The sequence below is a fragment of the Ammoniphilus soli genome, from assembly GCF_040813775.1.
The window spans coordinates 1-18991 of the sequence record NZ_JBEGDL010000060.1 but is presented as its reverse complement, the minus strand read 5'-3'; the positions used below and the strand labels follow the sequence as shown (position 1 = coordinate 18991).

At 35.9% G+C, this 18991-nt stretch carries 18 protein-coding genes, 5 tRNA genes and 3 pseudogenes; 3 read left to right on the top strand and 23 right to left on the bottom strand.

What is annotated here, in order from left to right:
* Positions 1-265: 265 nt before the first annotated feature.
* From ABLT31_RS36635 to ABLT31_RS36615, 5 genes are all read right to left on the bottom strand, one after another.
* On the bottom strand, positions 266-1495 hold the full coding sequence (locus ABLT31_RS36635) for a potassium channel family protein (RefSeq protein ID WP_367760661.1): 1230 nt from the start codon (positions 1493-1495) through the stop codon (positions 266-268).
* A gap of 521 nt (positions 1496-2016) precedes the next feature.
* Positions 2017-2784, bottom strand: a complete 768-nt coding sequence (locus ABLT31_RS36630) for a hypothetical protein (RefSeq protein ID WP_367760660.1) — start codon at positions 2782-2784, stop codon at positions 2017-2019.
* A gap of 181 nt (positions 2785-2965) precedes the next feature.
* On the bottom strand, positions 2966-4828 hold the full coding sequence (locus tag ABLT31_RS36625; RefSeq protein ID WP_367760658.1) for a hypothetical protein: 1863 nt from the start codon (positions 4826-4828) through the stop codon (positions 2966-2968).
* Positions 4829-4916: 88 nt separating this feature from the next.
* Positions 4917-5237: a hypothetical protein gene (locus tag ABLT31_RS36620; protein ID WP_367760657.1), complete on the bottom strand. Its 321-nt coding sequence runs from the start codon at positions 5235-5237 to the stop codon at positions 4917-4919.
* 357 nt (positions 5238-5594) lie between these two features.
* Positions 5595-6710 carry a hypothetical protein gene (locus tag ABLT31_RS36615; RefSeq protein WP_367760656.1) on the bottom strand — a complete coding sequence of 372 codons (1116 nt, stop codon included), beginning with the start codon at positions 6708-6710 and terminating at the stop codon, positions 5595-5597.
* A 1212-nt stretch (positions 6711-7922) separates the two neighbouring features.
* On the opposite strand from ABLT31_RS36615, the gene ABLT31_RS36610 reads away from it, so the two are divergent.
* The gene (locus ABLT31_RS36610) at positions 7923-8846 is read left to right on the top strand and encodes an ATP-dependent DNA ligase (RefSeq protein WP_367760655.1); all 924 of its coding nucleotides are present in this window, start codon (positions 7923-7925) and stop codon (positions 8844-8846) included.
* Positions 8847-8946: 100 nt separating this feature from the next.
* On the opposite strand, the gene ABLT31_RS36605 is transcribed toward ABLT31_RS36610, so the two are convergent.
* The 7 genes from ABLT31_RS36605 to ABLT31_RS36575 all read right to left on the bottom strand — a co-directional run bounded on the left by ABLT31_RS36605 (position 8947) and on the right by ABLT31_RS36575 (position 12865).
* Positions 8947-9564, bottom strand: coding sequence for a CBO0543 family protein (locus ABLT31_RS36605; protein WP_367760654.1), 618 nt, complete (start codon positions 9562-9564; stop codon positions 8947-8949).
* Between the two features lie 65 nt (positions 9565-9629).
* Positions 9630-9785, bottom strand: a complete 156-nt coding sequence (locus ABLT31_RS36600; protein WP_367760664.1) for an HNH endonuclease — start codon at positions 9783-9785, stop codon at positions 9630-9632.
* A 211-nt stretch (positions 9786-9996) separates the two neighbouring features.
* Positions 9997-10233 carry a hypothetical protein gene (locus tag ABLT31_RS36595; RefSeq protein WP_367760653.1) on the bottom strand — a complete coding sequence of 79 codons (237 nt, stop codon included), beginning with the start codon at positions 10231-10233 and terminating at the stop codon, positions 9997-9999.
* Between the two features lie 118 nt (positions 10234-10351).
* On the bottom strand, positions 10352-11410 hold the full coding sequence (locus tag ABLT31_RS36590) for an HNH endonuclease (protein ID WP_367760652.1): 1059 nt from the start codon (positions 11408-11410) through the stop codon (positions 10352-10354).
* A gap of 97 nt (positions 11411-11507) precedes the next feature.
* Complete coding sequence (locus ABLT31_RS36585) at positions 11508-12431, bottom strand: tyrosine-type recombinase/integrase (RefSeq protein ID WP_367760663.1); 924 nt, start codon at positions 12429-12431, stop codon at positions 11508-11510.
* Positions 12432-12686: 255 nt separating this feature from the next.
* A tRNA-Leu gene (locus tag ABLT31_RS36580) sits at positions 12687-12771 on the bottom strand.
* Positions 12772-12791: 20 nt separating this feature from the next.
* Positions 12792-12865, bottom strand: a tRNA-Gly gene (locus ABLT31_RS36575).
* A gap of 147 nt (positions 12866-13012) precedes the next feature.
* On the opposite strand from ABLT31_RS36575, the gene ABLT31_RS36570 reads away from it, so the two are divergent.
* Positions 13013-13792 (top strand): hypothetical protein, encoded by a 780-nt coding sequence (locus ABLT31_RS36570; RefSeq protein WP_367760651.1) that lies wholly within the window; start codon positions 13013-13015, stop codon positions 13790-13792.
* 53 nt (positions 13793-13845) lie between these two features.
* On the opposite strand, the gene ABLT31_RS36565 is transcribed toward ABLT31_RS36570, so the two are convergent.
* The 9 genes and pseudogenes from ABLT31_RS36565 to larC form a co-directional block, all read right to left on the bottom strand.
* Positions 13846-14262, bottom strand: a complete 417-nt coding sequence (locus ABLT31_RS36565) for a DUF1801 domain-containing protein (RefSeq protein ID WP_367760650.1) — start codon at positions 14260-14262, stop codon at positions 13846-13848.
* A 218-nt stretch (positions 14263-14480) separates the two neighbouring features.
* A complete protein-coding gene (locus tag ABLT31_RS36560; protein WP_367760649.1) occupies positions 14481-14654 on the bottom strand; it encodes a DUF3231 family protein in 174 nt (57 codons plus the stop codon).
* 1 nt (position 14655) lies between these two features.
* Positions 14656-14958, bottom strand: a complete 303-nt coding sequence (locus ABLT31_RS36555; RefSeq protein WP_367760662.1) for a DUF3231 family protein — start codon at positions 14956-14958, stop codon at positions 14656-14658.
* A 36-nt stretch (positions 14959-14994) separates the two neighbouring features.
* Positions 14995-15366: pseudogene (locus ABLT31_RS36550) on the bottom strand (DUF3231 family protein); the annotation flags it as partial.
* A 252-nt stretch (positions 15367-15618) separates the two neighbouring features.
* A tRNA-His gene (locus tag ABLT31_RS36545) sits at positions 15619-15694 on the bottom strand.
* A gap of 16 nt (positions 15695-15710) precedes the next feature.
* Positions 15711-15786 (bottom strand) — tRNA-Gly (locus tag ABLT31_RS36540).
* A 4-nt stretch (positions 15787-15790) separates the two neighbouring features.
* Positions 15791-15867 (bottom strand) — tRNA-Glu (locus ABLT31_RS36535).
* Between the two features lie 685 nt (positions 15868-16552).
* On the bottom strand, positions 16553-16900 hold the full coding sequence (gene larC2 / locus ABLT31_RS36530) for a nickel pincer cofactor biosynthesis protein LarC2 (RefSeq protein ID WP_367760648.1): 348 nt from the start codon (positions 16898-16900) through the stop codon (positions 16553-16555).
* Entirely contained in the window at positions 16900-17391 is a 492-nt protein-coding gene (gene larC, locus ABLT31_RS36525) for a nickel pincer cofactor biosynthesis protein LarC (protein WP_367760647.1), read from the bottom strand. The genes larC2 and larC overlap by 1 nt, the downstream gene beginning before the upstream one ends.
* A 183-nt stretch (positions 17392-17574) precedes the next feature.
* On the opposite strand from larC, the pseudogene ABLT31_RS36520 reads away from it, so the two are divergent.
* Positions 17575-17706: pseudogene (locus ABLT31_RS36520) on the top strand (polyketide cyclase); the annotation flags it as partial.
* 323 nt (positions 17707-18029) lie between these two features.
* Here ABLT31_RS36520 and ABLT31_RS36515 read toward each other — a convergent pair.
* Positions 18030-18536: a DUF3189 family protein gene (locus ABLT31_RS36515; protein WP_367760646.1), complete on the bottom strand. Its 507-nt coding sequence runs from the start codon at positions 18534-18536 to the stop codon at positions 18030-18032.
* Between the two features lie 180 nt (positions 18537-18716).
* Positions 18717-18935: pseudogene (locus tag ABLT31_RS36510) on the bottom strand (winged helix-turn-helix transcriptional regulator); the annotation flags it as partial.
* Positions 18936-18991: the final 56 nt, after the last annotated feature.

The following is an 18991-nucleotide window of genomic DNA, read 5'->3' as shown; positions in this document are numbered from 1 at the left end:
AGTTTACTTGAGATTTTGCTCTTTTTCTATCCACCTAGTTATTAGACGCTTACGAAGTTATTTTTGGAAAAAAAGGAGAGCTTGCATCAACAGATACTTTCATCTAATTAAGTACCTTTAAAAGGCATCCCTCTACCTAAAGGATGCCCTTCAATTCCACCACTCGTCTTCCTCTTTCTTAAATCTCATGTAAAAAACATTTGAGTCATTCTTATGCCCTTGAAAAACTGTTGGTCTTAAATTCGGTCAGTTCTCTATAATGTACTTAGAAGCGAAATAATTTCCTTAATACTAGTGCAACAAAGCTACCACAGACAATAAATCCAAGTATTTGCTCAACAACTATAATAAGTCTGGATACAGTATTGGACGGACTAATGTCACCATATACGCTTGTAAGCATAGTGGTACTATTAAAATAAATAGTGTTTATGATCTTATCCATTAAATCTTGTGTACTCTCTAGACCTTTTAATGATACAACTGTTCCTTCATAAGGAAACATTACAAAAAAGAAAAATACTTGTAAGATTAAATATGCCTTTAATAACCTAAATGGCTTTTCACCGTAACCCGCAAAAGTATCAACTATCCAGTATCCAATTTTTTTTAGTCCCACAGATTTCTTTGCTACTTGTTTCTTAAAGAGGTATATACTTTCACTCATTAATTCTAAATCCCCTATATTTCGAGAAACGGCTATACGTCCTAACATTACATATCTAAAAAAATCATCATAGTTTCTATCCAATCTGTCGGGTAAGTTAACATAAAAGTAAAAGACACACCCCGTATATTTTAGGAAAACAGAAGGATACTCAGCTTTTAATTTTTCAAATTCTTCCTCATATCTGTTGTAATAAACTTCAAGATAACGTAGTTCTGTTTCCGTTGTAGCCACTTTCAAGTTTTTGTAATATGATTCGACCTTAAAATAGTACCAATCTATAACTTCTTCAATTACATCTGTAAATTTCTTGTTGTTAAAATCTATCTCAAACCTTTCCATTACGGCATCGATTAACTTGTCATCTAGTTGTCCTCTAACTCGATATGAAAGATGTGATTCATAAGTTATATAGGCAAGAATCCCCAAAATAGATTTCATATCACGAATCTTTTCATAAGTAGGTACAAGAGTATACAATTCCTTCCAAAGATTTAATATTTCATTCTGCTTTTCCTCCATATTCTCGATACAATCCCACAAATGCATTACTTTAAACTCAAATAGCTCTATCTGTGGATTCTGATGTTCTGAAAATTCGTATACAAATTTTGCAATAGAACTTTTTTCTTCTTTCTCATATTTTATGTAATCATCTAAAGTCATTCCCTTACATATTTCATCAACAACTGGTCTTTGCAATTCATTTATGGTTATAAATCGTTGTTCTAGTCGCTTTAATCCAAGGAATTTTTGTAAGGTTGGATAATAATTAATAAAGAAAGCTATCATGATTATTAGTAAAGCAATTATTGTAAACAACTCCATATGATCTCCACCATTCCAGAATTAAGTGCCGATTTATTTATTTCTACAATAATTACGATACTCCTCTATTAATCTATCTATACGAACGACACCAATTTTCAAGCCTTTCGCCACCCTGACAGTAGAAACAATGGTAATTCAACATGAAAGCATTCATTATCCAGCCATAATCCCAAATCCATTCTGCACCCACTAATCGTTGGTTCTATAAAGTGTGAACGGATGTATGATCGCTGGTAGGTTATAACAAGAACGACTGGCTGGGACACATATTATTATGATGGGGACTGCGCTTGCGGTATAATCTCGTGCTGGTTTACAGCATAGTTTTGATAAAGATTAAATTGAGCCACTGTGACTATTCCTTTCCTCTCACAATGAAAATCCAATACTCAAAGCAAAAGTAGTTATAAAATGGAAATCTAGTGGCTCAGTTTCATGTAATCATTTTTCTCTATAAAGTGACTAAATATGAAATCAACCAAGACTATATACTGCCAAGTGGAAATGATTATCCACTCTTACTTAATTGTCGGAGCTTGAACTTCAGTTAGCCTAATAGCATTCACTAGTTTTTGTTCTTGTGTCTGTATTTCGTATCTATTGCCCTCATCATCTATTACATGCTGGCGATAATTCACAACCATCAAATATCGTGGTTTTTCTGAAACCCTGTTTACACTCTTAGGAGACTCAATTAATGCTTTGTATCCATCTCTTAAATCGTATATTCCTCCACTATTGACCACACTATAGGGAATACCTAACGCTTGATGGGCTTCCTTTATACTGGCAAACTCAATTACTTTAATTAACGAGACACCCTTAATTAAAAATACTAAACATTGGTTCGAGCTTCCTTTAATCGCATTTAGCCTTTGAGGGAGAACTTGCAAATTTCCTATCTCATAATGACCACTTTCATCAATGCGGTCTATAGTAGGTCTATCATCGTCTTTTTGTCCATTAGTAATATAAATTTCCGTCTGTTCTTGCCATGCTTCCCAAAAAACTCTATCCTGCATTAAAGCATTCAACATCTCCATTGGCTTGCTCCAGTGGCAAGATACATTCTGATAAGTACTCTTTTTACATTTTTCCCCTCCACGCTCAACAGCCCTCTTGCATGATTGATACAACAGATACCTCGCTGGGTCATTCTTCATATCTTTTGCTTTTTTCTCTGCAATTCTTTTATTTCTACATTTACTACAAAGTCTAGTAGCTTTGTGATACTTCTTGGCAACAACCTTATTACACTCCCTACATCTATCCTTCTTTTTTTCCATAATATCGATACCTCCCAAAAAATATATTCAAATTGGCTATTCTATAAAACGACCGTGAAACACTCGATTAGCATTATGTTTTTTTCTTTCCAGTCTATATTTATCTAAAATTTATGTTTTCACTTAAAGCTAATCGAAGATTCCACATATACTAGATGTTAATGTTCCGTTTCACTTTTCTTTAGTATTGCCTATATATAATACTTGGATAACCAGCCAAAGTAATATTAAAGTGTTCCTTTAACTCCTTATTCAGCCTTCGTTTGATTAAACCATATTTATCAATCAACTCAGGAACTATAATCTTAATACGCTTTTCCCAGTAAGTTTTTGTTCCGAAATTTTCATTGACAAGTTCGTATTGAATCTCTCCCTCTGTTGTCCAACCTTTTTGTTCTATTAATCTTAAAGCTAAAGGTTCAACCAAATCCATTGCTTGTGCATACTTTGTATGTTGACCTTTCATTTGCGGGAATACCCGATCTGCTTCAGCTTCACCTAATACACGTAATATTAATTCCCTACTCCATGCTTTCATAGTAAACCCATACTCTTTATACTCTCGTACTTTTCTCTTACAAAAATCAAATGTTATTTCACCATATGGAGGTATAGAGTAATAATTAACTATATATTTCTGCTTTTTCTTTGCAGCTTCGCTTCTTGCCTTATCTAGTAAAAAAGAAGGAATCTCATTCTCGGGTACTTTTCTTATCAACCCTAAGTAAGCGAATAAGTTAATTACGTCTGACAACCTTCTTTCGCCTTTCCCACATTTCTTGGCAATATATCTTGTACTAGCATAAAAAATAGGGTTTCCCAGTTTGTCCGTGAAATTTTCCGTCTGCAAATTGTGAATCGCCAATTCATTAAGCAGACTTAATTGCATCGTATATCTTTTTATTATGGAATTAACTTCTGGGTAGACTACTTCAAGCTCACTGCTAAGAAGCAATAGTTTATTTTCCTCAAGAATAGCTTTCTTTTCTCTCTGCCAATCCGACTCATAGTAGCCTACCTTGTACACCTTTCGTAGAAAACGAAGTGCTTCAACTCTATTTAGACCAGTTAGACGCTCTACAACTTGGATTATTGTTAATGAAATTCCACAACTACTGCTTAAACAGTTATATATTTGATGACCAGTTTCTTCATTGACAACTATCCCAGCACTTGGATTATGATCTTTATGAAAAATACAGTTAAAAGTATTCCCATGAAGCCCCAGAAACTCATGTAAGCCCTGTTTCTTTAGATAATCATAAACATCAAGATGGTTACTAAAAGAAATCTCTTCGGGTTTAAGTATTGCATGAAGTACGTCTATGTTTTGCTGTTTAATGAAGTCTATATTGTTATTACTTGTAGGTTGGGTTTTGGTGGCATCAATAGAGAGTAATTTAAAACATTTCTTTCTATCGTTGACACGTTTCTCCACTTCATCAACATCTGGTAAGCTATCAACCAAATCCTTTATACAATACCTTTGATGATTATATTCAAGAATCCTGACCATATATTTATTGTCCTTATACTTACACCAGTAGAAGTTAGGGACTCTTAACAAATTGGCTGGTCTTCTGACTTTTCTGTCCCCGCTGAAATAATTTATTAGCCTCATTTCACATTCATTAAAGTCATCAATTGTTGCACCTTCTTCAAGAAGCCAGTATGCATGTAGTCCATTCCTCGTCTCAATAATGTGAGTAGGCTGATATTCATATTCACACAGCTCTTGCAACTTCAATTTCTTGTATTCACTAACTGTATCCAAATCAAAATATTCGCCGTTCTGATCTCGACCCCGATCTAAATCAACAAATACGCAGTTAATTTTTGTAATATGTTCATCTCTATAACCACCAGTATTTGCTACGAAGTAAATCTCATAATCTTGGTCATTTAGATAGCTCAGAAATGTATGAGCATCCTCATTGTATTTACTCTTTAAGTCCTTAATACTCCTATCTTTCATACATCTAAAATGAATATCTTCATCTCTATGGATATTCATAAAAAACCCTTGTAGCTCCGCATTCAACATTACATTCATCTCCTTTACCTTCTAAATCATCCTCCTTCATGTTTTTATATTTCGATTTTCATTATCATGTTAGAAACTAGCAAGTTAACTACTGCAATTGACAATCTTCTTTGACAATAATTAAGTCGCCACTATCAATTACTAATGGTACATTAAGAACTTTAGCAAGTTTATCATTTGCAAATTCGACTGACTCTATCATTTCATCACGCTCATAATCTTTAATCAATACTGACCCTTTATAAGAAAGCAATCTAACCTCACAGTCATTTTCACCGATTAGAACATATACAATGCTCAGTTGATCTTCTGACATTTCTGTAACACAATTACCCTTCTTCAATAAGTTTGCATTAAAATACTCCAAAAAATCATCAATTGAATCAAATAATTGTACTGTTTCACTCATACTTATCGCCCCCTAAGTTCATTAAATCCTTACACTATGAAATACAAAAACACAAAAAAGCTAACAGTCTAATAAACACATAACATAAAAGTACATAAAAGAATTTTAACAGTACCTTCTTTCATCAATTAGACAAAAGGCACTGTCTATCTTTACAGCACTCTGTTCATGTTAGTGATTATTAACCGTTAGCTCTATATTTCAGCTCAACGTTATGTAATTGTTCGTGTTTAGATTACTTTACGTTTCATATGATATTATATATTGGAAATTTTGTCAAATAGGTTTGAATCTGTGACAGCTACATTTTTATTTATTACCGTTTTAGCAAGCAAAGACATGTAAATACTGTATCTCTCATTCTTTAAATTCGCCGTTTACATACCTACTCTTAAATTCCAGTAGACTATGTTTATTATTTATTTTTGGATATTTACAATGGTATAGCTTATGAATATCATCTCTTAATGGTACGCCCTCAACATCTTTATGTTCGTGAATGATTCTATATTTTAAAAATTCAAGCTCTTCATGTGAATATTCGTCAAATTGCTTATATTGTATTCCACATTGCTCAAATACCCTGTCTCTAATCAAAGAAAAAGGCTCATCAACATGGTGAATCACTAAATTTTCTGTAGACCCACATACCAAACATTTAGCACCATGTTTTCTGAATGCATGGTCTCTCCACTCTTTTAATTGATTTCTCAAGAACAGTGATATTTCTTGGACATTATATCCGTGGCGGATTTTTACATCAATGATATTATTTTTTTCCAAAGCCCATAGATACTTTAATATTGATTTCTTTGAAATATTAAGCTCATTTAGGACGAACGTATTACCAAAGCGCCCTGTCTCAAGTGTAATATTTAAATATTTAATGTAGCTCGCAATATAAAAGCCAGTGCAACCAAGTTCTTCATCACCGAGACAGTCAATAAACATCTCTATATCAAACAGATGGCAATTTTCTGCATTAAAATAAGAACCATCCAATCTTTCTTTGTATTCAGAATCTCTACTTTTAAAAAAAGCTCTGACGGGGAATTTTACCTTAAAGTTCCTAAGGCTTTCGCTAGATGTATGAAGTTGGTTCTTAACATTCTGGTAGGTATCATATTTAATAATTTTGTTTGATGGTATACAGACTGGAAAATCTGTTATCGACCTTGTATAACCTAATTCATCTAACACGCCACCTTTCTTAACTAAAAAGTCCACCTTGCTGTTAGTCGGACTGTATCCCAGTATATGTTTGATTTCCTTTTGCTTTAAAAAGTGTTGATTGTACTTTGCATTTCTGTATAGATATGTAATTATGCAGTAATAACCATATGCAAACGATTGTTGAGAAATATGCTCAATCACCTTGCAGTTTTTTATATCATCAAAAATGTCATTATTGATATAGACTGGGGTGTCAACAACATTGTATTTTATCAACTGTTTAATTTCTTCTTTTTTCATAAAATCGCTCCTTATCAAAGAGTGTCATTAGTAATTGTATTGACAAGGTTTCAAAAAAAGATACGTTTTCCCATAAAATTATTTAGTATTGCCACAAATGCTAAATTAAATACTCCAAAATCAAAAAAAAAATTACATATAATTGTACTTAGATGCATCTTGGATGGTAGGTATGAATGTAACAGCCATAATGACTGTCTCACAAGCCTTCTCCCTTCCCCAAATAAACTTGGGGCATGATTTAAGATAAAGGTTTAGGACAGTGTTTATGTGTCTTAGAGCTATCGAGTATGGATAGAGAATAAGGAGTATGAAAAGGTATTAACTTTTTAATACAAATTACATTTCATATGGGCATCTTTCATGCATTTGGAAAAATTAGGAGTGCAGATGTTAGCAGTAGATTTATGGTGAATATCGCATTTCCATTAGTCAATTTTCATACACTCATTTGACTGATTATACAATGTTATGTAAGAAAAGCTCTTATTTAGCTCTCGGGCAGGATAGCTCAATAAAGAAGATAGTTATAACTTTTTCATAGTTGTTTAGGGTAGATAATGACACAATTTTATTGTTATCCTCATCTGCCGTTTCCATACTAATACTATTTTCATTTACTAGAGTAGATTAAAAGAAAAGGAGATGTAACTAGAATGCCTTGTAATCGAACAGGATTATTTCAACCAGTTTGTTTAACCATTGTGTACAATATTGTCTCTGGTGCACTCATATCCTCCTCGATTAAGTGTGGAGAATGTAAGCTAAAGAGTAAGTTCGATTTTGAAACTAAAAATCTAACCATCAAAGTACCATTAACTGTTGAAGGTATACTCACAATCAATGACAATTTTCAAGCAAGTTGCGTTACAAAGAACATAACTCAACCTTAAAACACTTTTTAAGTTTTTGGGAAAAGTAGGGTTCTAACATCTATTTTTCAATATTTTTATTGAATTTTGCATTGTTGTGTGAAATTAAACTTTTTTAATGTTTATTTTGAACTAACGAGATTCAATAGTTCAATACCACAAAACGGCTGTAATCTGATTACAGCCGTTTTTTTATACGGATTTTAATCACCACACTTGATTCGATCTTGCGAAGTTGATACAAAATTTATTCTCCCAAACCCTGCATTTCTAAATTACCAAAAACACTTCTTCCATCAATCCCATATATCAATTGACATATCTAGGTGCTAATCTTGAGATGGTGATTAACATGCTATTTACTCAAATCAAACCTATGCTTCTCACTTTGGGTGATGAAGCTTTTGACAGTGATGACTTCATTTATGAAGTGAAATGGGATGGATGGCGTATTATGCTCCACAAAGATGGAAAGCGAATTGAAGCCTATACAAAAAACGGAATGCATGTTACAGATGCTTTTCCAGAGCTTCAAGATGTAGCTAAGGCTATTAAAGCTAACACTGCCATAGTCGATTGTGAGGGCGTTTGTATAAGAGAGGACACTAGACCAAGCCTTGATGATTTCTGCTACAGAGGAAGACTCAGAGACCCTGCAAAGATCAAATCTGCGACCCAGACCCATCCAGCAACGTTTGTAGCTTTTGATGTGCTTTATACAAATAACGATCATACACACGAGCCACTGATTGACAGAAAAAAACGGCTTCAAGAATTGATCTTGCCAAGTGACTGTATTGTGCCAAGTATGTTTATTGAAAGTAAGGGTGAGCAGTTGAGTCAGTTAACCATAGAGAAGGACTTGGAAGGTATTGTAGCTAAGCGGAAGGACTCAAGGTATCAGATGGGAGTACGTTCTGCTGATTGGATAAAGATAAAGAATTACAAGCAGATAGATACTGTGATACTGGGATATAGGACTGTTCCGTCCTTTGCTTTGGTTGTCGGCTTAAACTTTCGTACTGTCCAAAACAAGCCAGTTGCTGTCGTTGAATTTGGCATTAGACAAGAAGAGAAGATAGCTTTCTTAGAGATAGTAAGGCAACTTCACACTGTCAAGGATAAGACGACACAGTGGGTTGAGCCTAGATTATGCTGTCGGATTCAATACCGAGATAGAACTGATACACATCATCTGAGGGAAGTAAGCTTTAAGGGGTTCTTGTTTGATAAGAAGCCAGAGGAATGTAGATGGATTTCTTAATTAGTATATTAATTAGTAGTAAAGGGTTGACCTTGTGTAGCAACCCCTTTACTCGTCAATACCAATAGATTATCGGTCAAGTTTTATACAATAAATGAAACTAATCAACATTTTCAAAGCTTTTTCTTTTACTTAACCAATGTGCTACTAAATAAATGACAAAATAAATAGTAAACGAATATACATATCTCCATTTAATTATATGGTAATAGTCCAACCAGACTAAAACAGGCTCTATAACAAACGCTGTAATTCCCGAGAAAAGAAGCCCCTTTAAAAAGGGTGAGACCTTTGGTTTGACTTGAATAAAGATCATGATAGTTATAGGCATTAATGATAAATCCCAAGGGATAAAGGTAGGGAAGTGAGGGGCAAGTTTAGCATGGTAATCCCAAAGCCCGTAGCTAATCCCAAGAAAATCAAGGTAAGAAGAAATAAGCATTACAAAGAAGCCAGCGAATAGTAATCGGTTTGTACTTTCTTTCTTTCGATAGTAAAGCCAGAAAGCCCATGGAAATATGGTAAATGCAAGGCTTATCCACCAGAAAGGCTTTAAAAACAAATGTTCTTTCCATATAGGAAAAAACTCAATATTGACTCTGGCTATTTCCGAATAGGCTTTGTCTATAAGCTCTGTTAGTTCTTCACTCATTCTCATCCGTCCATCGTAGTGTTTTGAAATAGTATAACCTAAAAGAACCCATGGTAATACTTCCATTAATTATAGAGGTTTCTAATAACACCTTATAAAATCCAAACTAAGCTTATATAATTGGGTTAATATCAATCTTCAGCCCACTTAATATTCAGAAAAATTTTAAATGTATCATCGACACTGGGTGAAACAAAAATTCCTCCATCATCTCTGAAGCTTATCAATCCCTTTTCAAACAAAGCATCATGGTTTGGACATAACAACAGACCATTATTTAAGTCCAGCTCTTCTTAATTGTCAGACTGACTCCGAGCCTTTGCATGTAAGATTCAAGGGTTTTCTTGTTTGATAAGAAGCCAGAGGAGTGTAGATGGGTGTCTTAGTTACCAAAGTTTAAATATATTTCTATTGAAAGAGTGTTACCAACTCAATCAATAACATCTTTAAAAAGTCCTTCTATTTCCCCATAAAAAGACACTCGAATAATCGAGTGTCCTACTCACTTATCTTTTTTTCTAAAATACCGTGTGCATGGATAATACGAGGGGTCATGTATCGCCAAGGCTCTTCGTGGTGTCCTAAGATGTGGGATATTGCCATTCCTAACGCACTAGACAAGGAATTAATCATAGTTTTAGCTTCATAGGGCGTAAGGGTATTTAACTCCCCTACATTTGTAGCATATTGGATTTCATCTACCATTTTTAATAGCTCTTCTTTCTCTTTTTCCATGGCAAAATCACTCCTTGTCGTTTTACTCATACATTCAAAGGTATGTAAAGAGTGATGGAATAGAACTGCACTACACTAAAACTAAACTGTACTCTACCTCAAATTTTAAAGAGATACTTTAGTGCCTAAATACATTAATCCTATGCCAAGCCATATACTGTTGCTGAATTGGATTGATATTAATCTTCTGCCCATCATTGATATTCAAGAAAATTTTCAACGTATCATCTAGACTTGATGAAACGATTATAGTCCCATCATCATTAAAGCTAATGTAGCCTTTATCAAACAATGCGTCATGATTAGGACATAGAAGCAGACCATTATTTAAGTCTAGCCTTTCTTTGTTGTTAGATTGAGACCACGATTTTATATGACTTGCTATCAAGAAACGTTCATCCGTGACTCCACACAGTCTACATTTTTTCTGGATATTAAGCAGACCTTTCTTAAAAGCGGACTGTCCAATCCTTGACTTGATGATCTGTTCTTTCTCTGTATCTGTTATCTCATTAGTATTAGCAACCCCTACTATTTTCGACTCTAGACCTTCATTATTTGTCTCTGAGCCACTACTAACAAGCAATCGAAGATAATAAATGACTAGCTCAAAGTCATTATCTTGCTCTTCTAGAATCATGACAGCTTCTTCTACACTGACACCTTTAAAGATACCCTTATGCTTGTCCTTTAAGCCAATGTAATGTAATATGCCCATGGCTTGATAGCCCCGACTATAAGTAGAGTCTAGCCCAATGATATTTTCGTCTATCCATCTGTGAGTCATTGATTGAAATAGGTACTCGTAGATAACCTTCGCTCTTGTATCCTCTGAATGACTCTCATATTCTCTTGATCGATTTACTGGCTCTAAGTCTGGGACTCTAATACAACGACTCTCTTCTCGTTCTAGTTCATCAGCGTTTGCCACTATCTTAAATCCTAACCTTGTTAGGTAGCTGTTTGTTTCTTCTCCTCCACTAAAAAGACTGTTATCAAGCTCTTCACCATTTGCATATACGTTGGCTCTTGCAATCACATATTTAGGCGGATAAAGCCGTTCATTATACTCTAGATCAAACTTTGTTGATTCTCTTCTCTCTGGGACACCATGTGCATCTATGTAGCCTATAGCCTTGATAATATGTTCTTTGGAAATATTCTTTGGTATTGACACTGTCTCTCCCCCATAGTTTACATACAAGACCCCTATTAGCTAAATAATACCATATGTCGTTAAACTTTAAATCAATTTGAAAGAGGGGCGTACGCCCCTAAACCTCAATATTATTCAAAGGATTATATTTGTCATTCTGCTCCTTCAATGCAGTTCCCCAAATCGCAACATATTTTTGTGTCATCGATAAGTCATTATGTCGAAGTAATTTTTGTAATGTGAAAATGTCCATTCCTGCCATTAAGCAACGGTGGGCGAATGTATGGCGAAAAGTATGGGCTGATAGGCGAACGTCTTTGAAACTCATAATGGTTTTTAATCGCTTGAATATGTTCTTAATTGCATTAGCTGTGAGTGGTTGCCCATCCTTGTCCGTAAATAAGTACGCTGGCGAATCCTCAAAAGATTGTTCAAGAAATAGCTTGTACTCTGCTAATTCTTTCTTTAACTTGATGGTCATAGGGATACTGCTCTGCTCACGTTTTTTACCAAACAAGGTGATGGTTAAATTATTCAAGTCAACATGATTCCATTTAAGGTTGATTAGTTCTCCTAATCGTATTCCCGTTCCCAGTAAGGTAATAATAATGGCTGTATCTCTGTACGCATAGAATGACTTGTCACGATACTTTAAGCGTCTGTAATAGTTCAACATTTGCTTGATATGAGAATCTGTAAATACTTCAATTTGTACGTCACTTTTCACAGTGACAATCTTTCCTATGGGATTGTTTTTGGAATCAAATAACTGCAATTCGTTTTCGAGATAATTAAAGAAGACTTTCAAGTTTCGAATTTTCGTATTAATAGTTGTAGGGTTATTATTCCTTTTCCTTTGACAATACATAAGATAGCTTTTAATGATTGAAGCAGTTATATCCGAAGTATCCACGATTTCCTTTTCCACACAATAGTTGTGAAAATCATTCAAGGTATTTCGGTAGTTGGCAATCGTTTGAGGTGATACATTTTTAAATTCTCTGTCATCCAGAAAATCCTTAACAGCAAATTTGAGCAACAAAACAAAAACCACCTTTCCTTGTTTTTTCCAAACAAGAATAAAGTGGTTATAAAAATCAAAAACGTGTCTTTGTGCGACCACTTTATTTTTTGGTCTTCAAAAACACGTCCAAAACGTTGATATGTATGCATTTAGTGCCTATGCAACAAGTTTTATGGCGACCCCTTCATTACGAGTGAAGTGCGCTACCAACTGTGCCACACCAGCACATGAGTTCTGTTAAAGAGTTACATCACAATCTGTAGATTGTAATGATGGTACCGAAGGTCGGGGTCGAACCGACACTCCTTACGGAACACGATTTTGAGTCGTGCGCGTCTGCCAATTCCGCCACTTCGGCACATAGGATCAGGAAATCATTGGAGCGGGTGATGGGAATCGAACCCACGCGACCAGCTTGGAAGGCTGGAGTTCTACCATTGAACTACACCCGCATTAATATTCTATCTAACACAATACAACTTAAGGTAAATACACCTTTGATATATAATAATATATCATACCCACTTCTAATTTACATTATAATTTCTGGGAAAAAGTTTTTCAACCCCTGCCTTTTTAAGGGAACGAGGTGAGTTAGAATGAATCAACCACTTGTTCTTGGGTTCCAGGGAAAAGATTATGTAACAATAAAATTATTACCAACCCATTTGCCCTTGGTGTATTTTGAATTATATTTTGATGAAACTTTTATTGGATCGTACCCTCCAATTTCATACTTTTCTATTCCAGCCTCCCTGTTTGGCAATCGATATAAGAGTCTAAGTATCATTTCTGTATTTTTCAGTGGAATAAAAGTTACTACATCCTTGCTTTACGATCATAATAGACAGTGGGATTCAGTCAGGCGTAACTTCCAAGCTGGGGATATTCTTGTCGCCAGCGATAATACCAATGGACTTCCACCCGGTTATTTGGGTCACTCCACTTTAGTAATAGATGAGAATACCATCATCGAGGCGGTTCTGTCCGAACCTCAAGTTAGGTTATACCCTCTTCAACGTTTTTTAGCGGAACACCCCAGGCATGTACAATATAGACCCAAGGATCCATACTTGGGTAAAAAGGCGAAAGGATATGCCTATAACTACCTACTCAAGTACACTGAAAATAAGAAAAAAGGATTAGACAACCTAAAGTTTTCCATCCTCTCAAATGCTTCTTTAGATGATGAATGGGGTTCCATTTATTGCTCTAAATTAGTTTGGTTAAGTTATTATTATGGGGCTGGGCTTGAAATAGACCATGATTTCTTTATATTCGCACCGCTAAACTTATCCTCTTCTTTAGAGCAGGATCCTCGTTTTCAGCTTATTTATAAACATCCTGAATTTAAATTCTTCATTGAAATTACAGAGTAATTCACGCTGCTATACTGAAATAACTTATTGGAACCTATCTTATCGGGCTCCTGTTATTGATAAGTTTCTTGCAGAAACTCTATGGACTGTTTTATCAATGCCTTTAGTACCTCAATATCAATATCCGCCACTCTATTAATGTACACACACCCTTTTCCTGCGGTGTGTTTTCCAAAATTCTCTAACAAATCTTCTCTTTTTGTATCACCTGTAGCAAAGTACAAACTGATTTTGGCTTTTCTAGGCGAAAAGCCAACAAGGGGTGCATCGCCTTCATGGCCGGATTTATATTTATAATGATATGAACCGAATCCAATAATACTCGTTCCCCACATCTTCGCTTTATACCCTGTCGTTTCTGTGAAAATATCTAATAGTTTATATGCGTCTTCACGTTTTTTCGGGTTTTCAACCATTTCGATAAATTCGATGACATTGCTGTTGTTTTCTTTTGTTTTAAGTTCGTACATAACTAAAATCACACCTCTCAAATTTAAAATTAGAGGTTAGTTCCCAACTTTCCTAATTATCATATAAATCTACTTTGTTGTAAACTGTCACTTCATCTGATATAGAAGATCTCCCTTAAGTTTAATGTTTGCATTTTTAACGGGACGCTCAATAGTCCAAGGAATATACTAGGAGATTTGCTTCTCGCGATCATTACTCCTTTATTAATTTATTGTGGTCAGGGGCATGAGGAGGTTCCTCCATCCATCCATCCATAATCAATCATAATGTTTGATCCATCCTCAGCGAATAAAGTAATTTCCTGTAATAAACGGGAATAGTACACACCTAAGTCTCGTCTAGGACTTGCAGCAATGGCTGCACCATAGTTACCAATGCCAGCAGCGGCCATGCTATGCCGTATGAAACATCATCAGCTTCTCTGAGAATGAAGAAACGGTTGAAGCTGTAACATGCGAATCCCAAGACATAGGAGCCGGTAAATCATCCTCAATTAAGATTGAGCTGAAGATTTCCATTTGCTTTGAAGAAATTCTCTTTCCCCTTTGAAAATAATCCTTCACTTCCGCTGTTTTTGCTACTTGAGCAAAACCCATCATCATAGCTTTTCCCATTGAATTGCACTCTATATTTTTAAATAGGTAGGTAATCTCTATTGCATTCAATGGCCTGCGTTCTCCAAAGAAGCCCGTCAAAAAACCTTGCTTTTTTACAAAATCGACCTTATCAGGTGTAGGTATGTATGGTGGTCTTACATATAATCCTTTAGATAACAACACTTTTCGAGATTGGTTGCTCAGTTCCGTGAAAGATGCGATGATCTCGGTAAAGAAATCACTTACATCCGACCGTGCTGCAATCCCTACTGATATTCCCGCAGCAACCATCCCCAAAATACTCATATTTCTTAAATACAGAAGGAAAAAACTATCAGTGAACAACCGAGAGGCATCTACATTTACATCATTTTCAGTAAATCCAATCGGGATAGGAAATTGTTCGTGTTTTAAAATTTCAGTAATCGTTCCAATATGCTTTTTTGAAAGACTAAGAGCATAATCCACAACAGGTTTAATTTCACTATCTTCTACTTTGTTTAGGAAATATTTTAATGCATGGCCATCTCAGCCGCAGTTAATCGGATATTATGTGAGGAAAGATTTTGAGCTTCCATTTCCATACTCCACCTTAAAGCACCTCAGTAGGATTAGAGCCTCTTTCTTTTCTTTTGGAATAAATAAAATTAGACTCAAACCTAAATTAAGCCTAAGAGATTGATGATCCCTTAGGCTTATACGGTTAAAAAAACGAGCTCTATGAATCATCAGCTCGTTATCTACATTATGTACTGTATATGGGGCGATCGATGGGAATCGAACCCACGAATGTCGGAGCCACAATCCGATGCGTTAACCACTTCGCCACGACCGCCATGATAATGATTATTTGGAGCGGACGACGAGACTCGAACTCGCGACCCCAACCTTGGCAAGGTTGTGCTCTACCAACTGAGCTACGTCCGCAAAATGGTGACCCGTAGGGGATTCGAACCCCTGAATGCATGCGTGAAAGGCATGTGAGTTAAGCCGCTTCTCCAACGGGCCATAGGAACAGCACATCCTCAGCTAGCTTCCGCTATTTAGCTGCTGAGAAAGCGTGTCAGCGATTAATATCATACGCTAAAGAAGAGCTTATCGTCAAGGATTTCAGTTTACGAAGAGACTGTAAAGTTTTCCCACGTCTTCACTCTGGTTACAGTTCATTTCAATAAAGCAATACCAGGTAATACTTTGTAATTCTAAAAACCTTTCAACGAATTGTCATTATTCAGGATAAGCGTATTCAACTCGTAGGAAGAACAGTGAAATGAACAACAAGGGAGCCAGCCTTCATCCTCCGTCAATGGTTCCTTTGTATCCTCATCGACTTTTAGCAATAACAGTATTGGACACCAACACTCGGTTTCCACGACTTTTCTCTGTTCCTGCTTGTATTGACAAAATAAAAAGTCCCCAGTATTGGACTACTGGAAGGCTTTACTCACAAGGCTATGTTAGGTTGAAATACGTGTCACTTACGTCTGCCTAACGGCTGGACAAACAATGATTTCTTGCGGTTTATTATGTATGGCGGCCCCGAGAGGACTCGAACCTCCGACTCACAGTTTAGGAATTTTAAATACTATGTTGGTTAGCATGAGTTAGAGTTGAAATACCGTTGATTTTATTGGATTTATATTTTTGACACCTTGGTCCTAATAGGTCTTTTTAGGGGTAAATTGATGTAGTTTTACCCCAATTTTCCCCAGTAGATTTTTATTCTCCTAACAGTTATAGTACATTTTTTATCTTGATTAATTAGCATTTTCAAAACTATGTTATGAAGTTCTTTGAAGGGGATTCCATGTTGTTTTGCAGCCATGGAAACATCCTCAAATTCCGGAGCTTGATGCAGTATCTCATTTTCCCTTATCGCCTGTTTTACGCGAATATCTCCAAAGGAGGTTTCTACTGTTATAAATCTTCGATTAAGTATTCGCCGAGTCCAAGTGCTCTTTCTAACGCCAATCGTCGTTGTCTCATGTAACAAAATTGCCTCACAATTTGTAGTATCCTGAAAGTTACACAGTACAGTCACTAAGGTTCCTGGCCGATTTTTTTCATATATATTGGTGTATAGAACACATCGAGTGTACCTGCCTGAAACAGTCGCTCCATTGTATACCCCAAAGCTTCGCCAGTCATATCATCAAGTTGTGTCTCAATAACTGTGATAGACTCATGGATATCCATGAGTCTAGCCCAAAGAACGTTTGGATGATCAAAATCCTTTTCTCCGGCACCATACCCTATCCTAACTATGCTTCCTTCAGGCAAAGAACCATACCGTTTAACGAGAGCTTTCAATATCCCTGCTCCTATCGGAGTGGTCAGTTCCCCCTTGGCATCCAACACGGCAAGAGGTATTCCTCTTAGCAATTCCGCTGTTGCAGGTGCGGGGATAGGAAAAAGACCATGTGCCATCCGAACCTTCCCCTGACCGGTGGGAACCGGGGAAGCATAAATGTCTCCGATATCCAAATCCTCAAGAGCTAAGACATTTGATTGTTTTCTGTATATTGATTTCAAACGGGTCTATAGAGAGCTTCACTAAATTTTCTTCAATATAAGAAAGATCAGCTCCCATCTCTCCTCGTATTTGTTTTTTACTATGATGCCTGCACTGTAACCTGCACCAAAACCATTATCGATATTTACTACACTAATTCCCGTTGCACAGGAATTAAGCATGGTCAACAAAGCTGATAAACACAAGAAAAAGACACTAAGGTAATTGAAGCTTTTAAAGCAGAAACCACCAATTCCATTGAACTGCAAAAAGCAGGCTGGCAAGCGATTCTAGACAATTTTAAAAAATATAGTGGAATGTCTAAAGAAGATTAAGATAACATGCAGGTTAAATATTAATTATTGAAAGGCTAATTTCAATCCTTCCTGTCGGAAGGTTTTTTTATGCTACCAGAACGTAAACGGCGAACCATATTCGCAGATTAAACCACAGTATTGCGTTAAACTGCCCTTTACTTCCCAAAACGAAAGAAGACTGCCTTCGCAGCCTTCCTGTGCAATAGATCTCCGATAGCTCAACAAAAAAAAGACTAAAAAACACATTTAGCTTATCAGTGAAGCAAATAGAGCAGCAAGAACCACAAGGTTTTAACAAAGATGATCAGCCCACATTTTTGATGAAGGCTAAGACGGTTTTCCTATTTATATTTTTTATTATCGAGCATCACTAACTGGGAATTTGAATTTTTTGCCACAGTCTTTGTATGGTGAACGAGTTTGACTATATCTTTGTAAGCTTGTTTTGCCCCAATCACTAACAATGGTACCCCGATAAAATCAATCCTTAACCAACGTGAAAACATCCCCCCGAAGGTCATAGGAATTGGAACTGTAGGTGAGGTATTGGATAAAATAATTCTTTCATTTAATATTTTTTCCTCAAGAAACATATGGATAAGATTGTGAATACCCGGAATTAAGATTTTAGATCGCCCTCTACCCATTGTATAGACTGAATTACCATCTTCATCCATCCCATGAAAATATAACTTACCTCGATCCTTATATTCAAGCTCATTAAAATTGTGTGTAGACAATATTTCATCCTTTGTTGGCTCTCGTGTTTCATGCAACTTTTTCAGGTGGTAAGCGGCAGCTAAGACCGTCGTGTGCGTACCACCAAAATCATGATAAATAAAGATCACAATATTTCCTCCGGTGTAAATAAAAATGGATTGCATACTATATTTTGGTATTAAAATTGAAAAATTATAACAAATGATGGTAAAGGGATTGAACAAAAGATCAAAACCTAGTTATTCAACTAATCTCCCAATAGCGGAGTAACAAGTTCTGAATCAGCCTTGTGAAAGTAACGACTCCCGTTACTTCAATAAACTTTCAGTATTTTGCAATATCGATTTTCTCTTTATGTGCTCTATCCCCCATTCATGCATTGCTTCCATAATGGGCTTCAATGTCATTCCATATTCAGTTATGGAATACTCCACTTTAGGTGGGATTTCAGGATATATCTCTCGACTTATAAGCCCCTCCTCCTCTAATTCCCGTAATTGATTGGTTAGCATTTTGGGGGTAATACCTCATGCCCATCAAGCTAAAACACATCATTACCCCCAAAACGAAGAAAATGCGCTAT

What these genes read in the sequence shown, in the direction of transcription:
- ABLT31_RS36620 (WP_367760657.1), bottom strand. Translation starts at nt 5,237, where the DNA reads ATGAGTGAAACAGTACAATTATTTGATTCAATTGATGATTTTTTGGAG.
- ABLT31_RS36570 (WP_367760651.1), top strand. Translation starts at nt 13,013, where the DNA reads ATGAATCAACCACTTGTTCTTGGGTTCCAGGGAAAAGATTATGTAACA.
- ABLT31_RS36630 (WP_367760660.1), bottom strand. Translation starts at nt 2,784, where the DNA reads ATGGAAAAAAAGAAGGATAGATGTAGGGAGTGTAATAAGGTTGTTGCC.
- ABLT31_RS36560 (WP_367760649.1), bottom strand. Translation starts at nt 14,654, where the DNA reads ATGGCCGCTGCTGGCATTGGTAACTATGGTGCAGCCATTGCTGCAAGT.
- ABLT31_RS36615 (WP_367760656.1), bottom strand. Translation starts at nt 6,710, where the DNA reads ATGAAAAAAGAAGAAATTAAACAGTTGATAAAATACAATGTTGTTGAC.
- ABLT31_RS36565 (WP_367760650.1), bottom strand. Translation starts at nt 14,262, where the DNA reads ATGTACGAACTTAAAACAAAAGAAAACAACAGCAATGTCATCGAATTT.
- ABLT31_RS36625 (WP_367760658.1), bottom strand. Translation starts at nt 4,828, where the DNA reads ATGTTGAATGCGGAGCTACAAGGGTTTTTTATGAATATCCATAGAGAT.
- ABLT31_RS36595 (WP_367760653.1), bottom strand. Translation starts at nt 10,233, where the DNA reads ATGGAAAAAGAGAAAGAAGAGCTATTAAAAATGGTAGATGAAATCCAA.
- ABLT31_RS36635 (WP_367760661.1), bottom strand. Translation starts at nt 1,495, where the DNA reads ATGGAGTTGTTTACAATAATTGCTTTACTAATAATCATGATAGCTTTC.
- ABLT31_RS36605 (WP_367760654.1), bottom strand. Translation starts at nt 9,564, where the DNA reads ATGGAAGTATTACCATGGGTTCTTTTAGGTTATACTATTTCAAAACAC.
- ABLT31_RS36610 (WP_367760655.1), top strand. Translation starts at nt 7,923, where the DNA reads ATGGTGATTAACATGCTATTTACTCAAATCAAACCTATGCTTCTCACT.